At 69.1% G+C, this 18,730-nt stretch carries 17 protein-coding genes and 1 tRNA gene; all 18 read right to left on the reverse strand.

Going from position 1 to position 18,730, the window contains the following annotated elements; translation table 11 throughout:
- Nucleotides 1–163: 163 nt before the first annotated feature.
- Nucleotides 164–253: transfer RNA gene (locus PKD06_RS13460), tRNA-Ser, on the reverse strand.
- A gap of 83 nt (nt 254–336) precedes the next feature.
- Complete coding sequence (locus PKD06_RS13465) at nt 337–1,524, reverse strand: NADH:flavin oxidoreductase/NADH oxidase (RefSeq protein WP_324380861.1); 1,188 nt, start codon at nt 1,522–1,524, stop codon at nt 337–339.
- Nucleotides 1,525–1,538: 14 nt separating this feature from the next.
- Entirely contained in the window at nt 1,539–2,921 is a 1,383-nt protein-coding gene (locus PKD06_RS13470; RefSeq protein WP_324380863.1) for an MmgE/PrpD family protein, read from the reverse strand.
- A gap of 37 nt (nt 2,922–2,958) precedes the next feature.
- Nucleotides 2,959–3,711, reverse strand: a complete 753-nt coding sequence (locus tag PKD06_RS13475) for an aspartate/glutamate racemase family protein (protein WP_324380865.1) — start codon at nt 3,709–3,711, stop codon at nt 2,959–2,961.
- Between the two features lie 46 nt (nt 3,712–3,757).
- Entirely contained in the window at nt 3,758–4,954 is a 1,197-nt protein-coding gene (locus tag PKD06_RS13480; RefSeq protein ID WP_324380866.1) for an NADH:flavin oxidoreductase/NADH oxidase, read from the reverse strand.
- 97 nt (nt 4,955–5,051) lie between these two features.
- Nucleotides 5,052–6,092, reverse strand: coding sequence for a LacI family DNA-binding transcriptional regulator (locus PKD06_RS13485; RefSeq protein ID WP_324380868.1), 1,041 nt, complete (start codon nt 6,090–6,092; stop codon nt 5,052–5,054).
- 20 nt (nt 6,093–6,112) lie between these two features.
- Nucleotides 6,113–7,006: an MBL fold metallo-hydrolase gene (locus PKD06_RS13490; protein ID WP_324380870.1), complete on the reverse strand. Its 894-nt coding sequence runs from the start codon at nt 7,004–7,006 to the stop codon at nt 6,113–6,115.
- A 13-nt stretch (nt 7,007–7,019) separates the two neighbouring features.
- The gene (locus tag PKD06_RS13495) at nt 7,020–8,375 is read right to left on the reverse strand and encodes an MmgE/PrpD family protein (protein ID WP_324380872.1); all 1,356 of its coding nucleotides are present in this window, start codon (nt 8,373–8,375) and stop codon (nt 7,020–7,022) included.
- Nucleotides 8,376–8,383: 8 nt separating this feature from the next.
- On the reverse strand, nt 8,384–9,562 hold the full coding sequence (locus tag PKD06_RS13500) for an acyl-CoA dehydrogenase family protein (RefSeq protein ID WP_324380874.1): 1,179 nt from the start codon (nt 9,560–9,562) through the stop codon (nt 8,384–8,386).
- Between the two features lie 12 nt (nt 9,563–9,574).
- Complete coding sequence (locus tag PKD06_RS13505) at nt 9,575–10,498, reverse strand: hydroxymethylglutaryl-CoA lyase (RefSeq protein WP_324380876.1); 924 nt, start codon at nt 10,496–10,498, stop codon at nt 9,575–9,577.
- A gap of 1 nt (nt 10,499) precedes the next feature.
- Nucleotides 10,500–11,294: an enoyl-CoA hydratase-related protein gene (locus PKD06_RS13510; RefSeq protein WP_324380878.1), complete on the reverse strand. Its 795-nt coding sequence runs from the start codon at nt 11,292–11,294 to the stop codon at nt 10,500–10,502.
- Entirely contained in the window at nt 11,291–12,427 is a 1,137-nt protein-coding gene (locus PKD06_RS13515; RefSeq protein ID WP_324380880.1) for a CoA transferase, read from the reverse strand. Before PKD06_RS13515 ends, PKD06_RS13510 begins: the two co-directional genes overlap by 4 nt.
- Before the next feature lie 34 nt (nt 12,428–12,461).
- Entirely contained in the window at nt 12,462–13,154 is a 693-nt protein-coding gene (locus PKD06_RS13520) for an ABC transporter ATP-binding protein (protein ID WP_324380882.1), read from the reverse strand.
- Complete coding sequence (locus PKD06_RS13525; RefSeq protein WP_324380885.1) at nt 13,141–13,905, reverse strand: ABC transporter ATP-binding protein; 765 nt, start codon at nt 13,903–13,905, stop codon at nt 13,141–13,143. Before PKD06_RS13525 ends, PKD06_RS13520 begins: the two co-directional genes overlap by 14 nt.
- A complete protein-coding gene (locus PKD06_RS13530; RefSeq protein ID WP_324380887.1) occupies nt 13,902–14,939 on the reverse strand; it encodes a branched-chain amino acid ABC transporter permease in 1,038 nt (345 codons plus the stop codon). Before PKD06_RS13530 ends, PKD06_RS13525 begins: the two co-directional genes overlap by 4 nt.
- Entirely contained in the window at nt 14,936–15,802 is an 867-nt protein-coding gene (locus PKD06_RS13535) for a branched-chain amino acid ABC transporter permease (protein ID WP_324380888.1), read from the reverse strand. Before PKD06_RS13535 ends, PKD06_RS13530 begins: the two co-directional genes overlap by 4 nt.
- Before the next feature lie 16 nt (nt 15,803–15,818).
- Nucleotides 15,819–16,991, reverse strand: a complete 1,173-nt coding sequence (locus PKD06_RS13540; protein WP_324380890.1) for an ABC transporter substrate-binding protein — start codon at nt 16,989–16,991, stop codon at nt 15,819–15,821.
- Between the two features lie 482 nt (nt 16,992–17,473).
- Nucleotides 17,474–18,730, reverse strand: a 1,257-nt coding sequence (locus PKD06_RS13545) for a protein adenylyltransferase SelO family protein (RefSeq protein ID WP_324380892.1), incomplete at its 5' end; no start/stop codon positions are given.

Raw genomic sequence — 18,730 nt, forward strand, 5'->3', positions numbered from 1 at the left:
CAAAGGGCCATCAGAGACGGACGGCAAAAAATCTCAGATATTCGGCCTCAGCGGGTCTCCGCCGGAATCTGCCCGACAACGGGCTCCGCAAAGTCCCGGAAACAGCGAGGTTTTTGGAGTGACGGAAAAGAAAAAAGCGTAGCGCCTACAATAGCTTAAGTCGTGGCGGAGAGGGGGGGATTCGAACCCCCGATACGGTTGCCCGTATGCCGCATTTCGAGTGCGGTGCATTCAACCACTCTGCCACCTCTCCAGGTCCAAGCGTGGTCGGCGCAGCCCCTATCATGCGGGCGGGACGCGAACAAGGACGGATCGCCCCCAGCCGCGAAGACGGGATCACCCTCTGCGCTCGGGACCCAGGGGATCCTCGCCGTTCGCCGCCAGCGCCTTCGCCCATTTGTCGAGCCACCATCCGTAGGGCTCCGGCCAGGAGGAGAAATCGCGCTCCACACCCATCTGCCAGGCCGCGTGATGCGCCCAGAAGGGATTGAACAGGATTTGCCGGCCAATGCAGACGAGATCGGCCTGGCCCGCCTGCAAGATCCGCTCGGCATATTGCGGAGTGCGGATCATGCCGACCGCAGCGGTCGGGATCCCGGCTTCGCGGCGGAGCCGGTCGGCCAGTTCCACCTGGTATCCCGGCCCACGAGCGAGGTTCGAATTCGTCGCGCCCGCGCGCATGTTCCCCCCGGAGGAACAGTCGATGAGGTCGATTCCGGCCTCCCGAAGCTTGCGGGCCAGCACCACGCTGTCGTCTTCCGTCCAGCCGCCCTCGATCCAGTCGGTCACCGAAAGCCGCGCGAGCAGCGGCATCGAGGACGGCATCGTCGCGCGCAGCCGCGCCACCACGGCGAGAGGCAGCCGCATCCGGTTCTCGAGAGAGCCGCCCCACCGGTCTGTGCGGCGGTTCGCCAGCGGCGACAGGAAGCTTTGCAGAAGGTAGCCGTGCGCCATATGCACTTCGAGCATGTCGAAGCCGGCAAGCAGGGCCCGCCGCGCGCCCGCCGCGAAAGCCTCGATGACGCCCTCGATCTGCGCCTCGCTCATCTCGACCGGCATCTGCCAGCCCTCCGAAAGCGGAACGGCCGAAGCCCCCATCGGGAAGAGCTGCTCGTCGCCCGCAGCGAGGTCGCGCTCACCGATCGGGCCGTTGCCCTCATGGGCGCGCTGCTGCCCGCCCTTGCGCCCGCCATGGCTGATCTGGATCGCGGTCTTCGCGCCGTAGCGCTTCATCTCGCTCACCAGCCGGGCCATCGGCTCAATCTGGCTGTCGGCCCAAAGGCCCGGATCGCCATTGCTGACGCGGCCCGCGCGGGTGACGAAAGTCTGCTCCAGGATGACGAGCCCCGCCCCACCCATCGCCATGCGCTGGTAATGCGCGAACTGGAACGGCGTCAGGCGGCCGTCCTCGGACGAATAGGTCCCCATCGGCGACACGACGATGCGGTTCTTGAGGGTCACGCCGCGCAGCCTGTAGGGCTGGAAGAGCAGCGGGAGCGTCCGGCTGTCGGATGCAGGTTGCATGGTCCCGTCCTCGCTCAAGGGGCCAATGCGACGATCCGGCCGACGACCTCGGCGATCGGGGGGCTTTGCGCCTCGTCGAGGCTGTCGAACAGCCGCTCGCCCAGGTCCCTGCCGGCGCCGGCCAGCGCACCGAGCCGGGCCATGCGCGCCTCGAACACCCTCAGCGCCCGCGCGGGATTCTGGAAGATCAGCTCGCGCGGCATCTGGGAGGAATGGGCCTCGCGCCGGCCGCCGCCCTTCATCCTGAGCGTCACCCGGGAATCCAGCGCGCCGCCAACCGCATCCGGGGCCACGGTGGTTTTCGCGACAAGACCGAGGATCGTCGGATCCTCCCGCATCGTCACGCCCATGTCGTAGGTGATGTCGCCCTGCGACAGCATCGCCGCGACGGCAAAGGCGGTCGAAGCCTGCGTCTGCACCGGCCGTTCGTAGGGTCCCTTGAAATTCGTGCCGGGATAATTGGTATAGGGCTCCCAAAGCGTCACTTCGATCGCCTCGATCGCGCCCGGATCCACGCCTTCGCCGTGCAGCTTCTGCGCCGCCATGGCAGCGGGCATGTTGTCGCCGAGCGTCGCATAGGGCTTGGCCATGATGGTACGCATGGCGGCCGGGTCCGGCGGCGTCGCCCAGACGGCGGGGGTCTCGTCCATTCCCGCGACCGTCGCGAGAAATCCCTTCGGCCCGTCGAGGGCCTGCGGGGCCCCGGCCACCCCTTGCCCGGCAAGGTAGGCGGCGATCAATCCCCCCTGGGCCGCGCGGCCGTTCTGCACGCGCCACTCGTCGCTGCCCGCCCGGACCGGTTCGAGCGTCCCGCCGGTCATGCTCGCCGCGATCGAGACTGCCGAGGCGGCCCGGCGGGCATCGAGGCCGAGCAGGGCGGCGCCTCCCGCCGCCGCGGCGATCGTGCCGAAGGTCGGGCTCGTGCGGAAGCCGCGTCCGATCAGCCGGCGCGCCACGATTTCCTCACGCCCGAGCCAGTTGATCGTGCTGTAGCCGGCGACCATCGCAGCCAGGACGTCCGCGAGGCTCGCGCCTTCGCGCTCGCCCAGCGCCACGACGGCCGGCGGCACCAGCGAGCCGGGATGCGTCCAGGAATCATGGTCGGTATCATCCTGGAAATGGGCATGGGCCGCGACGCCGTTGGCGAAGGCGGCATCCGCCGCCGAGAGCGGCGCGCCCGAGATCCAGGCCCTTGCGCCTCCCCGCTCGACGCATTCCGCCAGCGCAACCGCGGCTCGCGCGGTGGGCTCGGTTCGCGCCGACAGCGACAGGCCGAGCGTATCGAGAAGGCAGATGAGCGCCTTCTCCCGGATGTCGCGATCAAGTTGGAGGGCGGGAAAGCCCGCAAGGTATTCGCCGAGCGTCTCGCCCGCGGTTTTCCGGCTGGCAGCCGTCATGGTCCGGTTCCTTTCGGAGCGCTGGATTTCAGGGGAGTCAGCCGCGGCTGTAGAGCCAGGCGCGGCTCGTGCCGATGCCGCCGCGCCGCAGGCGCACGAGGCTCAACGCATGAGCCCATGCCGCCATGAACACGTCCAGCACGACGGCCTTGTCGATCCGCCTGATGCCCTCGCCCGCCAGGATTTCGGCCATCACGCCCTCGGCGGGGACGATGACGTCCGCGCCCCGCGCGATCAGCTCGCGCGCCTTCCCGGCGAAGGCGGCGACCAGCCGGGACGGCTCCTCGCGCGCGGCCATCAGCTCGTATTCGTCCATGCCGGGCGAGAGCGACGTCACCTCCAGCACCCGTGCCTCCAGATGGTGCTTGGCCACCGAGAGGCTCGTCATGTAGGCGACGTTCGGCGCGTTGGAGATCAGCCCGATCCGGGAGCCCAGCGAGCAGCCGACCAGCAGCGAAGCCTCGGTCAGCGAGACCACCGGGATGTCGACGGCCGTGCGCATCTCGCGCAGGAAGGGCTCGCTGAAGGAGCCCATGACGAAGGCGTCGTAGCCGCGCGTCTCGGCCTCGACCGCCATCTCCACCAGGGGCGCCAGCACGCGGTGATAAGTATAGGCGTTGCCCAGCGCATCGCTCGGGCTGAGGTCGCCGTAGGTCCCCTCGGGCAGGCCCTGGACATGCACTTCGGCATCCGGCCCGAGGAAGGCCGCGGCCTGGGCCTCGATGCCGCGCTTGTAGGCCCCGATGCGGCTCAGCTCGTTGACCGACTGATGCCATATGCGCAACGTCATTTTTCTGTCCTTCGGAAGACCCGGTTCTCGTCTTCGCGGATCGCGCTCAGGCGCGACGCGCGACGGCGGCTGCGGGGAACACCTCCGGCCCCAGGGGCGTCTCGCCGTTCGAATCGAGCGCCCGCTTCCACTTGTCGAGCCACCAGCCGTATTGCGGCGTCCAGTCCGCGAAATTCGCGTTCACGCCGAGAGCCTCCGCGGCGTGATGCGCCCAATAAGGATCGAACAGCGCCTGGCGGGCGATGCAGATGAGGTCCGCCCGGTCCTCCTGGAGGATGCTTTCAGCGAATTCCGGCGTGCGGATCATCCCGACGGCCGCGGTCGGAATCCCGGCCTCCGCCCTGATGCGGTCTGCGAAGGGCACCTGGTAGCCGGGGCCGCGGCCGAGGCTGGAATTGGTCGCGCCGAGGCGCAGATTGCCCCCCGAGGAGCAATCGACCAGATCGATCCCCGCCTCGGACAGCGCCCGCGCCAGCACGACGCTGTCGTCGATCGTCCATCCGCCCTCGATCCAGTCGGTGGCCGAGATCCGCGCGAAGAGCGGCATGGAATCGGGGACGACCGCCCGCACCGCGCGCACGATGTCGAGCGGAAAGCGCATGCGGTTCTCGAGGCTTCCGCCATATTCGTCCTCCCGCTGGTTGGCGAGCGGCGACAGGAAGTTCTGCAAGAGATAGCCATGCGCCATGTGGATCTCGATGAGATCGAACCCGGCCAGGACGGCCCGCCGCGCCGCGGCCGCATAGGCCCGGCGCAGGCCCTCGAGCTGCTCCGCGCCGAGAGGCTCCGGCGTGAGCCATCCCTCGCCGAGCGGCAGCGCGGAGGGCGCCATCGGGGTCCAAAGCTCCTCGCCCATCGCGAGGTCGGCATCGGTCAGCGGGCCGTTGCCGCGAAAGGCGCGCTGCATGCTGGATTTGCGTCCGCCGTGATTGAGCTGGATGCCCGCCTTCGCTCCGTAGCTCTTCATATGGCTCACCAGGGCGCGCATCCCGCCGATCTGGCCGTCCTCCCACAATCCGGGATCGCCGTTCGTCACCCGGCCCCGCCGCGTGACCGAGGTCTGCTCGACCATCACCAGACCGGCGCCCCCCATCGCGAAGCTCGCGTAATGCGTATGGTGAAACGGCTGGAGCGCGCCGTTCTCGGCCGAATAGGTGCCCATCGGGGAGATGACGATGCGGTTCTTCAGCGTGACGCTGCGCAGGCTGAATTCCGAAAACAGTTTCACATCGTTCGACGTCATTTTCCCTTCCCTCCCCGCGCCGCGGCGGCGCCGGGCGCAAAGCTTCCCTGCCCGCTCCCTCCGGGGAGCGGGGCCTGTGGATACGAATGTTCGGCCGTCAGACGGCTTGCGGGCCCGGCGCGATCCCCTTGGGGGGCATGCAGGAGGCCTGCGGATTGAAGGTGGTCGGAATGATCACGCGGCGCGGCTCCTGCCTCTGGCCGTTGATGATGTGGTCGAGCAGAAGCGTCGCCGCCGTCGCGCCGACCTCGTTCTGGTCCCAGGTGACCACGCCGATCGGCGGCTGGTGCAGGTCGCACAGGTCGTTCTGGCCCGATGCGATCACGGAGATGTCCCGCGGGATCGAGAGCCCCCGCGTGCGGATCGCGCGCAGCACCCCCGACAGCATGTCGATGCCCCCGGCGATGATCGCCGTCGGAGGCTGCGAGAATCCGAGCAGCGAGGAGGTCGCGCGGTAGGCATGGTCTCGCAGGAAGCTCTCCGCGACGAGGAGTTCCGGCGCGGCCTTCAGCCCCCGCTCGGCATGAGCGCGCTCGAAGCCGCGCACGCGCGCCGCCCCCGGATGAAGCCGCGTCGGGCCCGTCAGGAGGGCGATGCGGCGATGTCCGAGATCCAGGAGATGGCCGGTCGCCGCCAGCGTGCCCCCCTCGTGGTCCGCATAGACGGCGTCCGACCATTCCGGCTGGTCGCGGTCGATCATCACGAGCGGCACCGGCAATCCGCGCAGCGTCTCCTCGAACTCGCCCTCGATCGGCGTGTAGGGACCCATCAGGATGCCGTCCACCTGGCCGCTCGAAAAGCTTCGCAGCAATTCGATCTCGCGCTGGGTGCGTCCTTCGGAATTCGAGATCAGGAGCGAATATCCGGCTTCGTTCAGCACGTTCTGGGCGGTCGACACGAAGCCGCCGAGCTGCGCGATGTTGATCTCGCGCAGGATGCAGCCGACGGTCCGGGTGCGGCCCATGCGCATCGACTTGGCGGTCGCGTTGGGCACGTAGCCCAGTTGCTCGATCGCGCTTTCCACCGCCTTGCGGATAGTCGGCTTGACGTCCGCCGCGTCGTTGACGACGCGCGACACCGTGCCGATGGAGACCTGCGCCAGCCGGGCAACGTCGCGTATGGTCGGAGGCTTGGGCATCGCCTGCTACCGGAGGGCCGTCATCGGATCTCGAAGCTCCACTGCTCGGGGGCGATGCGGTAGCCCGTTCCCTCGCGCACCAGCCACCCGAAGCCCGGAAAATGGACATGCATGCCCGCGACCAGCATGTCCTCCTCCAGGATGCGCGCCAGGAGCGCCGTGCGGTTGGCGGCGGCCAGGTCGGGATCGAAGTCGAAGCTCATCGAGACCTCGGGGCGCGCGGCCTGGATCTCGGGGACATGGGCGAGATCGCCCCAGATGATCATCTGCTGCCCCCCGGACCGCACGAGCCAGGCGCTGTGGCCCGGCGTATGGCCGGCGCATTCCACGAGCGTGATGCCCGCCAGCACCTCCTCGCCGTCCTGCGCGAGCCGCAGGCGGCCCGTGTCGCGATAGGGGCCGACCTGCTCGCGCGTCCAGCGGAAATAGCGCTCGCGCTTCCGCTCGTCGGCCTGCGCCATCTGCTCGTCGCTGAACCAGTGGGCGATCTCCTTGTGGTTGACGATCACCGTGGCGTTGGGGAGGAGCTTCGCGCCGGTGCGCAGGTCCACGAGCCCGCAGGAATGGTCCGGGTGGCAATGGGTGAGCAGCACATGCCCGATCTCACGCGGGTCGACGCCCGCGGCGGCGAGGTTCTCGTACAGCTTGCCGGCGGTCGGGCCGAACTTGTCCTGCGAGCCGCAATCGACGAGGACCGTGCCGGCGGGGCCGCGCAGCAGAAAGCAATTGACCGAGATGCGCGGCGGCGACACGCGATGGTCACGCGCCATCATCAGGTCCACGTCCTCGCGCGAGAATTCGCGGAAGATATCGTAGCCCAGCTCGACATAGCCGTCGGACAAGGCGGTCACGACGAACTCGCCGAGGCGGCGGTGATAGACGCCTGGGATCTGTCTCTGCGGCAGGCTGCTCATGGTCGTCGTCCCCCTAGGCCAGCGACAGCTCGCGCAGGTCGCCGATCTCCTCGATCCGGTAGAGCTTCTCGAAGAGCGCCTCGACCTGCTCGCGCGGCAGCAGGAGCGAAGCGCAATCGGTGAACTTCGCTTCCAGCTCCTCGCGGGTCAGCTGCCGCGCCCAGCTTCCGCGCGCATGCTCCACGGGCGCGTGCCGGTGGACCGTGCCGTCCCTCAGCGTCACCCAGACGAGGTCGTAGGGGGCGACGGGCAGGTCCGCGCCCGCCTTGTCCTCGCTCACCGTCACCTCCACGCGTTCGAGCATGGCCTGCACGTCGGCGCGCGAGACGAATTCGTCGGTCAGTTCCCGCAGCCCCACGCTGCGGGCGATCACCGCGCTCGCCATGGCGAATTCCATCGAGAACTTGGCCGCGAGGCCGGTCTGCGGGCGCGAATTGCGCAGCATCAGCCGCTGGGTGACGCCCGTATGGACGTGGATCGTGCCGATGTCGCCTTCGCCGAGATCGTGCTCCTCCACGAGACCGAGCATCGCATCGATGGCGCGATGCGTCGCATAGCAGGTCGGATATCGCTTGATATTGACCCCGTAGCGGGCCGACAGCCACTCCTCGCCGATGCGGAACGCATCGGCCTCGAGGCCGGGCGCGCCCGAGGGCGAGAACGCCTTGAGGAAGCCCGTGCGGTGCTCCATCGCATCGGTGCTGCCCGTATAGCCCGCCTTGGCGAGGCGAGCGGCCTGGATGCCCGATTGCGCCGTCCGCCCGGCATGCAGCGACTTGGTCATGGAGCCGAAATTGGCGACGAGCCCGGCGGCGAGCGAGGCGGCGATGGCCAGCGCATGCGTCGTCTGGTCGGGCGACAGCCGATGCAGCCGCGCCGCCGCCGCGGCGGTCGCGAGCGTGCCCATCACCGCGGTCGGATGGAAGCCGCGGTCGTGGAGATGGCCGGGCTCCAGCTCCGCCAGATGCGCCCACAGCTCGTAGCCGGCCAGATAGGCCTCGATCGCCTCCCGCCCCGAGGCGCCGACGACATGGCCCTCCGCCAGGATGGCGGGCGCGAGCACCGTGCTCGGATGGCCGGCCAGCGCCACGTCGTCGAAATCGAGCACATGGGCCGCGACACCGTTGACGAGCGCGGCGTCGGGCGCGCCGTAGCTGACGCCGTTCACCGCACGCGGCGCCTCGTTGCTGCCCGGAACCGGCGTCGCGATCGTCGCCGCCAGCTCCACCGCCGGCTCGCGCGCACCGGCCAGCATCACGCCGATGCAATCGACGATGCCGATCCGCGCGGCATGCAAGGCCTCGGGAGGAGCCGCGCCGGCATCGAAACCGGCGACGAACTCGGCCGCCTTGCGGGTGATGCTGCTCATGGCCGGCCTCAATAGGAACGGGGCAGTCCCAGCATGTGCTGGGCGACATAGGCGAGGATCAGGTTGGTCGAGATCGGCGCGGTCTGGTAGATCCGGCATTCGCGCCACTTGCGCTCGATGCCGTATTCAGCCGCATAGCCGAAGCCGCCGAAGGTCTGGAGCGCGGTATCGGCCGCCTTCCAGGTCGCCTCCGAGGCCAGGAGCTTGGCGATATTGGCCTCGCCGCCGCAGGGCCGGCCCGCATCGAAGAGCGCGGCCGCCTTGCGCGCCATCAGGTCGGCTCCCTCCAGCTCGGCATGGGCGCGCGCGATGGGGAACTGCACGCCCTGGTTCGCGCCGATCGGGCGCTTGAAGACGATGCGCTCGTTCGCGTATTCGACGGCGCGGCGCACCATATAGCGCCCGTCCCCGATGCATTCGGAAGCGACGAGGATGCGCTCCGCATTCATGCCGTCGAGGATGTAGCGGAAGCCCTTCCCCTCCTCACCGACCAGCGCCGAGGGCGGCACCCGCAGGTTCTCGATGAAGACCTCGGTCGTGTTGTGGTTCATCAGCGCCTTGATCGGGCGGATGTCGATGCCGGCGCCGCGCGCCGCGCGCAGGTCGACCAGGAAAACGGAGATGCCGTCCGTCTTCTTCGCCACCTCCTCGATCGGCGTGGTGCGCGCCAGGAGCAGCATCAGGTCGGAATGGAGCGCGCGGGAGGTGAACACCTTCTGGCCGCTGATGACGTATTCGTTGCCGTCGCGCACGGCGCGGGTCTTGAGCTGCGTGGTGTCGGAGCCCGTCGTCGGCTCCGTGACGCCGAAAGCCTGGAGCCGCAGCTCTCCCCTCGCGATCCGGGGCAGGTAGGTCCGCTTCTGCTCCTCGGAGCCGTGGCGCAGCAGCGTGCCCATGATGTACATCTGCGCGTGCGCGGGACTCGCCTGGCAGCCGCAGGCGTTGATCTCCTCGAGGATCACCGCCGCAGCGCGCAGCGGCAGGCCCGACCCGCCATATTCCTCCGGGATCAGGACCGCGAGGAAGCCGCCCTCCGTCAGCTCGTTCACGAATTCGGACGGATAGCCCAGCTCCTCGTCGAGCTTCGCCCAGTATTCCAGCGGGTACTTCGCGCAGATCTTGCGGATGGACTCGCGAAGCTCGGGATAGTCCTCGCCGAGCTCGAGGGTGACGATGTGCTCGCTCATGCTTTCGGTCTTTCAGCGCACGGGTCTGTAGGTCTTGGGAAGTCCGGCGTGCGCGATCGCGCCGCTATAGCGCTCCTCGCCCAGCCAGCTCTCGAGGTCGCGCCGCAGGTCCAGCAGCGCCTCGATGTCCACGCCGGTCGAGAAGCCCATGCTCTCCAGCATGAAGGCCGTATCCTCGGTCGCGATGTTGCCGGTCGCGCCGGGCGCGAAGGGACAGCCGCCGAGCCCCGCGAGCGAGGCGTCGAAGGCGCGCACCCCCGCATCGAGCGCCGCCGCCACATTGGCGAGCCCGAGGCCGCGCGTGTCGTGGAAATGGCAGATCACGCGCCGGCCGGCCGCGATCTCGATAATCGGCGGCAGCAACGCCTTCACCTGCGCCGGGTTGCCGTAGCCGACCGTGTCGGCGACGATCAGCTCGTCCGCCCCGCCCGCCGCGACGCGACGCGCGACCTCGAAGACGCGCTGCGGATCGACATATCCTTGCAGCGTGCAGCCGAAGGACGTGGCGAGCCCCACGCCGAGCACCATGCCGCGGCCCGCCTCGGTCTCCTTGAGCGCGGCGATCCGGTCGAATTCGGCGATCGCCTCGTCGGTCGAGCGCCGCACGTTGCTCCGGCTATGCGCTTCGGAGATCGACAGCACGTAATTGACATGCCGGAAGCCCGCCGCGAGCGCGCGCTCGGCCCCCTTCAGATTGGGAACGAGCGCCGAGGCGACCACGCCTGCGAGCTGCGGCAATCCCCTCGCCACCTCGTCGGCATCGGCGAATTGCGGCACGACCTTCGGCGGCACGAACGAGGTCAGCTCGATCTCCCGGATCCCGGCCGCCGCGAGCCGGCGCGCCCATTCCAGCTTGCGCCCGGTCTCCAGGAAGCGTTTCGCCATCTGGATGCCGTCGCGGGGGCCGACCTCGCGCAGGACGACGTGTTCCGCCATCTCAGGCCCCCCGGAAATCCGGCTTGCGCTTCTCGTTGAAGGCCCGCACCCCCTCGTGCCGGTCCTGCGTCGAGACCATCCGGTTGTAGCATTCGATCTCGAAGGCGAGCCCGTCCGCCAGCGACATCTGCAGCCCCCGGTGGATGGATTGCTTGGCCTGCCTCACCGAGATCGGCGCATTGGCTGCGATCCGGCGCGCCGTCGCGAGCGTCGCCTCCAGCAATTCGCCCTGCGGCAGCACGCGGTTGACGAGGCCCCAGTCGCGGGCTTCCTGCGCCGAGAAGGGAAGGCCGGTGAGGATGATTTCCTTGGCGCGCCGCTCGCCGACCGCCCGGGCCAGGTTCTGCGTGCCGCCCGCCCCCGGCATGATGCCGAGCGTCACCTCGGTCAGCGCGAAGCGCGCATTCTCGGCGGCATAGGCGAAGTCGAGCGCCGCGGTGACCTCGCAGCCGCCGCCATAGGCCGCCCCGTTGACCGCGCCGAGCAGCGGCAGCGGGCAGGCGACGATCGCCCGGAGCATGCGCTCGAACATGGCGTGCTGGCGCAGCCATTGCCCGTCGGTCATGCCGTGGCGCTCCTTCAGGTCGCCGCCGGCGCAGAAGGCTTTCTCGCCGGCGCCCGTCAGGACGACGGCGCGCAGGCCGCCCGCATCGAGCTGGAACCCCTCGAAGAGGTCCATCAGCTCCTCGCCCATCCGCGTGTTCATCGCATTGGCGGCCTGCGGGCGGTTCAGCCTGACGAGGAGCACATGGTCGTCGATCCGCTCCAGGGCAAGCGTCTCATAGCTCTTGCTCATGCGTAGTCCCGCCTCACGGTCTCGTTGTCCGCGCCGAGCCTCGGGGCTGCGGCGCCGGATGTCGGGCGCCGGTCGTCGAGGGTGAAGGGAAGCCCCACCCATTTCGTCCCCCCGCCCTCGGTCAGGATGCCGACCGCCTCGGTCTGCGGATGGGCCCAGACCTGGTCGATCTTCAGCAGGGGGCAGTTCGGCACCTGCACCGCATCCAGCCTGTCCCCGACCTCGGCCACGGAGAGCCCCCTGACGGCGGCCTCGATCCTCGGCAGCAGCTCGCCGCGCAGCTCGACCCGACCGCGGTTGCGGGCGAAGCGGGGATCGGCGCCCACCTCCCGCAATCCGGGCAGCGCCTCGCAGAGCTTGGCGAACAGCTTGTCGTTCCCGGCCGCGATCATCACCCATCCGTCGCGGGCCTCGAACGCCTGGTAGGGCACGATCTCGGCCAGCCCCGAGCCGTGCGGCTTGCGCACCTCGCCCGAGACCGCATGGGCGGCCAGCGGAATCGTCATCCAGGCGAGCCCCGTCTCGAAGAGCGAGGTGGCGACGCGCCCGCCCTTGCCGTCCCGCTGGCGCTCGTAGAGGGCCGCCATCAGCCCGATCACCGTCCACATCCCCGAGCCCATATCGACCAGCGAGACGCCGACGCGGACGGGCGGACGGTCGACCTCGCCGGTCACCGACATGATGCCTGACGTGGCCTGGGCCAGCGGGTCGTAGCCGGGCTTGCGCGAGAGTGGTCCGCTCTTGCCGAAGGCGCCGATGTCGCACCAGATCAGCTCCGGCCTCTCGCGCAGCACCGCCTCGACATCGATGCCGAATGTCGCCAGGAGCCCCGGCCGCAGGTTCTGGATCACCGCGTCCGATGCCGCGATCAGCCGCTTCAGCAGCGCGAGATCGCCTTCGTTAGAAAAGTCCAGCGTCACGCTTTCCTTGCCGCGGTTCAGGGCGTGAAAGGCGGTCGCGTCCTCGTGGAGGAAGGGAGGCCCCCAGCCCCGCGCATAATCCCCCGTCGCCGGATTCTCGACCTTGACGACCCGCGCGCCGAGCTCGGCCAGGATCAGCCCCGCATAGGGCGCGGCGACGCTGTGGCCGAGTTCGAGAACGGTCAGGCCGCGAAGCGGCGCGGAATTCGTCAAGTCAGTTCTCCTCGGATCGGGGCGGACGGCCTGCTCACAGATATTCCTCCGCCAGGGCCGCTCCCCTGATCTCAGCCGTCGTGCCGGAGCGGCGGATCCGGCCGGCACGCATCACGTGGCCATCATGGGCGATCTTCAGCGCCGGCCGCGCCATCTGCTCGGTCATCAGCACGGTGAGGCCTTCCTCCTGCATCTGCCGGACGGCGGCCGAGATCTGCTGGATCCAGACGGGCGCGAGACCCAGGAACGGCTCGTCGAGCAGGAGGAGCTTCGGGCCGCCGCTCATCGCGCGGGCGATGGCGACGAGCTGCTGCTGTCCGCCGGACAACTCGCCCGCCGCCTGCGCCTGTCGCTCGGCGAGGAAGGGAAAGGTCGCCACCATCCTGTCCCAGCATCGCCCCTGCTCGCGCCCCGGCAGCCGGACGGCGCCCGCGAGCACGTTGTCCTTCACCGACATGGTCGGGAAGACGCGCCGCCCCTCGGGCGAATAGCCGATCCCGAGGCGCGCCCGCGCATCGCTCGACAGCCCGCCGATATCGCGCCCCTCGAAGCTGATCAGGCCGCGCGCGGCGCGCACGAGCCCGATGACGGCGTTGATCAGGCTGGACTTGCCCGCGCCGTTCGCGCCGATCAGGAGCACCGTCCGGCCCTTCTCGATCCGCAGGTCGACCCCGTCGACCGCCTGCGTGCCGCCATAGGCGACGTGCAGGTCGCTAATGGCGAGCATCGGCACTCTCCTCCTCCTCGTCGCTGCCGCCCAGATACGCCTCGATCACGTCCTTGCGGCCGAGGACCTCGCCGGGCTCGCCCTGCGCGATGAGCCTGCCCCCGTCGAGAACGACAACCTCGGGGCAGAGCCGCTTGATCAGGTCCATGTCGTGCTCGACGAGCAGCACGCCGCAGCCGAATTCCTGCCGCGCGAAGCGGATGTAGCTGTCGACATGGCCGCGCTCGGACTTCTCGAGCCCGGCGGCCGGCTCGTCGAGCAGCAGCATGCGCGGCCGCGCCGCCAGCGCCATCGTCAGGCCGAGCATCTTCTGCAGGCCGTAGGGCAGCACCTCGGCGTTGCGGTCCCAGTTCTCGATCAGCCCGAACTGGTCCAGGAGCGGCGCGAGGCGCTCCAGCACGGCGCGGCCGCCGCCCGAGAAGCGCAAGGCCGAGACGAGGTTGTCCTCGACGCTGTAGCCGCTGAACGTCGCGGTCTGCTGGAAGCTGCGGACCAGTCCCCGGCCCGCATTCTCGTAGACCGGCCGGCCGTCGACGCGGGTCTCGCCCAGCATGACGCGGCCGGAGGACGCCTGGAGGCGGCCGGAAATGATGTTGATCATCGTCGTCTTGCCGGCCCCGTTCGGCCCGATCACGCCGAGCAGCCCGGCCGGCTCCACGGTGAAGCTCACGTCGTGGAAGACCTTCAGGCCCCCGAACGCCTTCGAGATGGACTCGGCGCGCAGGGCCTGCCCCTCTGCTGGCGCGCTCATATCCCGGCCTCCCGCGCGGCCTCGGCCGGCCCGCTTCCGGCCTTCGCCTCCCCGCGCAGCAGGCGGCGCAGGAGCGCGGTCGCCACCCCGACCACGCCGCCGCGCGCCACGAGCGTCACCACGATGATCAGAAGGCCGAAGAGGCCCGGCGACAGCTCGCCGCGCAGCGCGAAGTAATCCGTCGCGGAGACGAGGAGGACGGCGCCGACCAGCGTGCCCAAGATGGATTCCTTGCCGCCGACGATCGCGTAGGTGATGTAGGTGACCGACGACATCGACGCGAAGGACGTCGGATGCGCCGTCATGAGCATGTTCACCAGCGCGAAGCCCGCGAGGCCCGAGACGCCCGCCGCGACGGAGAAGGCCATCGCCTTGTATTTCCAGCAGGCGAGGCCGAGGCTTTCGGCCAGCACGTCGTTCTTCTCGATGGCGGCGAATTCGTAGCGGAAATAGCGGGTGAAGACGGCCGTGATCAGGAAGCCGGCGGAGGCGAGCCCGCAGGTCGTCAGCAGGACGTGCGAATTCTCCGCCAGCTCGAAGCCGAAGAACTTCACCGCCGGCATGCCGACGAGCCCGTTGGCGCCGCCCGTGAGAGGCGCCGCCTCGAAGAGGAGAAGCTGGACGATCTCCGTCAGCACGAAGGTCACGAGGACGAAATAGACGCCCTTGAGCCGCAGGATCAGCGCGCCGAGCGGGATGGCGACCAAAGCCGGCACGGCGAAGGCCGCGAGCGCGAGCGCGAGGACGTCGGTAACGCCGAGCCGCAGGCTCAGCACCGCGACCGCATAGCCGCCGAGCGCCATGAAGGAGGGCACCGCGAAGCTCATCAGGTCCATGCGCAGCATGATGTAGACGCCGAGCGCGGCGGTCGCGCCGATGAGGATGAGGTTCGTCTGCGACAGGACCAGCGCATTGGTGGAGAAGACCGGGATCGCGAAGGACAGCGCCACGCAGGCGAGCGTGATCCAGTCGTTGAGGCCGAGCAGTCCCGGGCGCCGTTCGGCGGGCAGCGCGCTTGCGGATTTGCGGCTCATGCGCGGCGCGCCTCCCTGCCGAACAGGCCCTGCGGCCGCACCACCAGGATGACGAGCACGAGCACGAACAGCGTCAGCGCGCCCTTCGAGCCGCCGAGATAGACGGCCGCATAGGCTTCCACGAGCCCGACCACGAAGGCCGCGACCGTCGCCCCGGTGACGCTCCCGAGCCCGCCGAGAATGACCGTGAGGAAGGAGAAGGCGAGGACCGGGTCGCCGACATGGGGGGCGAGCGCCAGGATGGGGGTGACGAGCGCGCCCGTCATTCCCGCAAGCCCCGTCGCGAGCGCGAAGGCGAAGGGAAACAGCGCCTTGGTGCGCATGCCGAGGGCGCTCGCCACCGCCCGGTCCTCGGCCATGGCGCGCATGGCGCGCCCGACATTCGTGCGATAGACCAGCCAGTAGACGAAGACGATCGCCGCGAGGCAGACGCCCAGCACCACCATGTTCGCGTAAGGAAAATAGACCCCGCCGACGCGCCAGACCCCCGAGATGGGAAAGGAGAATTCCGGCGATTCCGCGCCGAAGACCAGGAGGATCGCCGTCGCCATCACGAGGTAGAATCCCATGGTGACCATGAGGGTCGCCTGATGGTCCTCGATCACGCGCTCGATGATGAAGGCTTCGAACAGCCAGCCCAGCCCAGCCGTCGCGATCACCGCGATCAGCAATGCGGCGGGATAGGGCAGGCCCAGCACGGCGGTGCAGTAATAGGCGACGTAGCCGCCCATCACGTAGAAGCCGCCATGCGCGAAGTTCACGACGCCCAGGATCCCGAAGATCAGCGTGAACCCGAGCGCGAGAAGGGTATACTGCGAGCCGAGGCTGATCCCGATCAGCCCCGTTGCAATGAAGCCTTCCATCTTTCCTCCAGGGGCCTCAGCCCTCGTTGACGGCTTCCGCCCGGATGAAAGGCTGCGTCTCCCCGTTCACGACCACGCCGATCGCGAAGGGGTAGGACATCTGCTGCCGGATCCCGAAGAACTTCTTGCCGATCCAGTAGCCCCGGCCGATATTCTCGTCCTCGACCGGCAAGGCGCGCATCGCATCGGCGATCTTCTGCGGATCGCTGACCGTTCCGGCCGCATTGGCGGCCTTGATCATCATGCGCGCGGCGAAGGTCCAGCGGAAGAAGTCGGCATTCTCCGGGCGCGGGCGCCCCATCAGCTTGAGATGCTTGGCCTCCAGGGCGCGGACATTGTCGTCGATATAGACGGGCTCGTACCAGAGGAAGTCCTTGAGCACGTTCACGCCGCCGGCGACGCGCGCGATCTCCTCGAAGGCGGGGCCACCGAGACGGAAGATCGGGCCCTCGAACCCGGCCTGGCGAAGCTGCTTGACGATGATGCCGGCATCGCCGGCCGGGGAGGAGGCGAGATCGACCGCGCCGGGATTCGAGCCCAGAATGCGGGTCACGATGGGGGCGAAGTTGGTCGTGCCGCGCTGATAGTATTCCTCGGCCGGGGTGACGCCCCTCTCCTTGAACAGCTGCGCGTTCACGCTGGCGATGTCGGTGCCGCCCTGGTCGTTCGGCGCCACGATGGCGACGGTCTTGAACTTGAAGCGCTTGAGCCCCTCGTCGATGATGGGCCCGGCCCAGCCCGAGGGTCCGGGCCCGATATGGAAGACGTTCGGCCATTGCGGGCCGATGGAATCCTTGGCGAAGCTGTTGACCATGGCGACCATGCGGTTGCGGGTGGCGACCGGCTTCAGCCCCGTCACTTCCGGCGAGCCCACGCCGCCCACGATCACCTTCACGCCCTGCGCGGCGAGCTGGTTCATGGCGGCCGCCGCGCCTTCGGCGGTGTATTTGGAATCGATGACGACGCTCGAAATCGTGCAGGGAACGCCGTCGATCACGAGGCGCTTCTCGTCCATCGCCTCCTTGGCGGTGAATTCCAGCGCGCCGCGGAGCGCGAGGCCCCACTGGGCCGCGGGGCCCGACAGAACCGCCGGAGAGCCGATCTTCAGCTCGCAGGCCGCGGCAGCCCCGGTCAGCATCGTGGACGCAAGCAAGGCTCCGCCCATGAGGCGGCCGATCTTCGAAACCATCCTTCGTTTCCTTCCCTCTCGGTAGCCTGCGGGCTCGCCCCGCCTGCCGGCGGAGACGCCTCCAGCGGGGCCTGCCGCACGCTACCGGGGCAAGTTACGAGCGGTTTCGCTCCCTGTCAATAAAACGGTTCATCAAAATTTGCCGTTTCTTGATCTCCAGGATGACGGGCATCGGCGAGTGGGCTTCGATGGCCCCCGCTCCTGTCGGGAGAGCGAAAAAGGTGCCACGACAAGGCATCAGCGTTCGAAATCGCCCTGCTTCCTTCCCTCTCAAGGGCCCCGCGACCCCGGTCACGGTCACCCGCAGCGAGACCTTCCACGGCATCCACCGACTGCCGTCGGCCCCCGCCGGAGGCGACATCTCGCGGAATAATTAAAACGGTTCATTATACTCGCAACGCATCCCGCGGCAGGCATGAGCGGGGCGGGATGCTCTCGCTCCGCTCGACGGTGCCTCGAAGGAGATGGGGAGGGCGCTGCCCTCAGGTGCCGCAGAAGGTGGCGTGAACCCGTTCTTCCGGCCGGGGCGGGGCGGCATAAGCGAGGCGGGCCTCGTCCTCCTCGAAGGGCCGCGCCAGCACGGCGGACAGCTCGTCGAAGGGGCCGTCATCGCCACGCTGCGCGGCCTCCAGCGCCGTCTCGACGCGGTGATTGCGGGGAATGACCCAGGGATTGACCGCGCGCATCGCGGCCCGGCGGGAGGCGCCGTCGCCGGGCTCGTCGGCGAGCCGCCGGCGCCAGCGCGGCGCCCATTCGTCCCAGCCCTCGCCGAGGACGGAGCGGAATTCGCCGTCGCGCTCCTGCGAGGCCGCGGCGTCGCAGAGCAGGCGGAAGGTGTTGGTGAAATCGGCCCCGGCCTGCGCCATCAGGCGAAGCAGGTCGTCGGCAAGCGCGCCGTCTCCCTCCTGCCCGCCCGCGAGCCCGAGCTTGCGAGCGAGGCCCGAGCGATAGGCGGTCTCGAACAGGGAACCGAAGGCGCCGAGCGCGTCCTCCGCCTCGGCGATTGCGGCCTCTTCGTCCCCGGAGAGAAGGGGAAGAAGCGCCTCGGCGAGGCGGGTCAGGTTCCAGAAGGCCATGCGCGGCTGGTTGCCATAGGCGTAGCGCCCGTGCCGGTCGATCGAGGAGAAGACCGTCGCCGGATCGTAAGCGTCCATGAAGGCGCAGGGGCCGTAATCGATCGTCTCGCCGGAGATCGAGGTGTTGTCGGTGTTCATCACCCCGTGGATGAAGCCGACGAGAAGCCAGCGCGCGACGAGGCTCGCCTGGCGCGCGATCACGCCGTCGAGCAGGGCGCGACAGGGGTTCGGCGCCTCGGCCGCCGCGGGATCGTGGCGCGCGACGGCATGGTCCGCGAGGAGCCGCAGGCCCTCGACATCGCCCCGCGCCGCGAAGAACTGGAAGGTCCCGACCCGGATATGGCTCGCGGCGACGCGGGTCAGCACGGCGCCCGGCTGCGGCCCCTCGCGGAAGATCGTCTCCCCCGTCGTCACGGCGGCGAGGGCGCGGGTGGTCGGGATGCCGAGGGCGTGCATCGCCTCGCCGACGAGATATTCGCGCAGGACCGGGCCGAGCGCCGCCCGTCCGTCGCCTCCGCGGGAGAAGGGCGTGCGGCCCGCCCCCTTGAGCTGGATGTCGCGTCGGCGCCCGAGCCGGTCCACGACCTCGCCGAGCAGGATCGCCCGTCCGTCGCCGAGCTGCGGCACGAAGCCGCCGAACTGGTGGCCGGCATAGGCCATCGC

The organism is Enterovirga sp., from assembly GCF_035325185.1.
GTDB lineage: Bacteria > Pseudomonadota > Alphaproteobacteria > Rhizobiales > Beijerinckiaceae > Enterovirga.

Bases quoted from the DNA above. Each gene is read 5' to 3' on its own strand.
- PKD06_RS13465 (WP_324380861.1), bottom strand. From the start codon at position 1,524: ATGCAACCTGCATCCGACAGCCGGACGCTCCCGCTGCTCTTCCAGCCC.
- PKD06_RS13470 (WP_324380863.1), bottom strand. From the start codon at position 2,921: ATGACGGCTGCCAGCCGGAAAACCGCGGGCGAGACGCTCGGCGAATAC.
- PKD06_RS13475 (WP_324380865.1), bottom strand. From the start codon at position 3,711: ATGACGTTGCGCATATGGCATCAGTCGGTCAACGAGCTGAGCCGCATC.
- PKD06_RS13480 (WP_324380866.1), bottom strand. From the start codon at position 4,954: ATGACGTCGAACGATGTGAAACTGTTTTCGGAATTCAGCCTGCGCAGC.
- PKD06_RS13485 (WP_324380868.1), bottom strand. From the start codon at position 6,092: ATGCCCAAGCCTCCGACCATACGCGACGTTGCCCGGCTGGCGCAGGTC.
- PKD06_RS13490 (WP_324380870.1), bottom strand. From the start codon at position 7,006: ATGAGCAGCCTGCCGCAGAGACAGATCCCAGGCGTCTATCACCGCCGC.
- PKD06_RS13495 (WP_324380872.1), bottom strand. From the start codon at position 8,375: ATGAGCAGCATCACCCGCAAGGCGGCCGAGTTCGTCGCCGGTTTCGAT.
- PKD06_RS13500 (WP_324380874.1), bottom strand. From the start codon at position 9,562: ATGAGCGAGCACATCGTCACCCTCGAGCTCGGCGAGGACTATCCCGAG.
- PKD06_RS13505 (WP_324380876.1), bottom strand. From the start codon at position 10,498: ATGGCGGAACACGTCGTCCTGCGCGAGGTCGGCCCCCGCGACGGCATC.
- PKD06_RS13510 (WP_324380878.1), bottom strand. From the start codon at position 11,294: ATGAGCAAGAGCTATGAGACGCTTGCCCTGGAGCGGATCGACGACCAT.
- PKD06_RS13520 (WP_324380882.1), bottom strand. From the start codon at position 13,154: ATGCTCGCCATTAGCGACCTGCACGTCGCCTATGGCGGCACGCAGGCG.
- PKD06_RS13525 (WP_324380885.1), bottom strand. From the start codon at position 13,905: ATGAGCGCGCCAGCAGAGGGGCAGGCCCTGCGCGCCGAGTCCATCTCG.
- PKD06_RS13530 (WP_324380887.1), bottom strand. From the start codon at position 14,939: ATGAGCCGCAAATCCGCAAGCGCGCTGCCCGCCGAACGGCGCCCGGGA.
- PKD06_RS13535 (WP_324380888.1), bottom strand. From the start codon at position 15,802: ATGGAAGGCTTCATTGCAACGGGGCTGATCGGGATCAGCCTCGGCTCG.
- PKD06_RS13540 (WP_324380890.1), bottom strand. From the start codon at position 16,991: ATGGTTTCGAAGATCGGCCGCCTCATGGGCGGAGCCTTGCTTGCGTCC.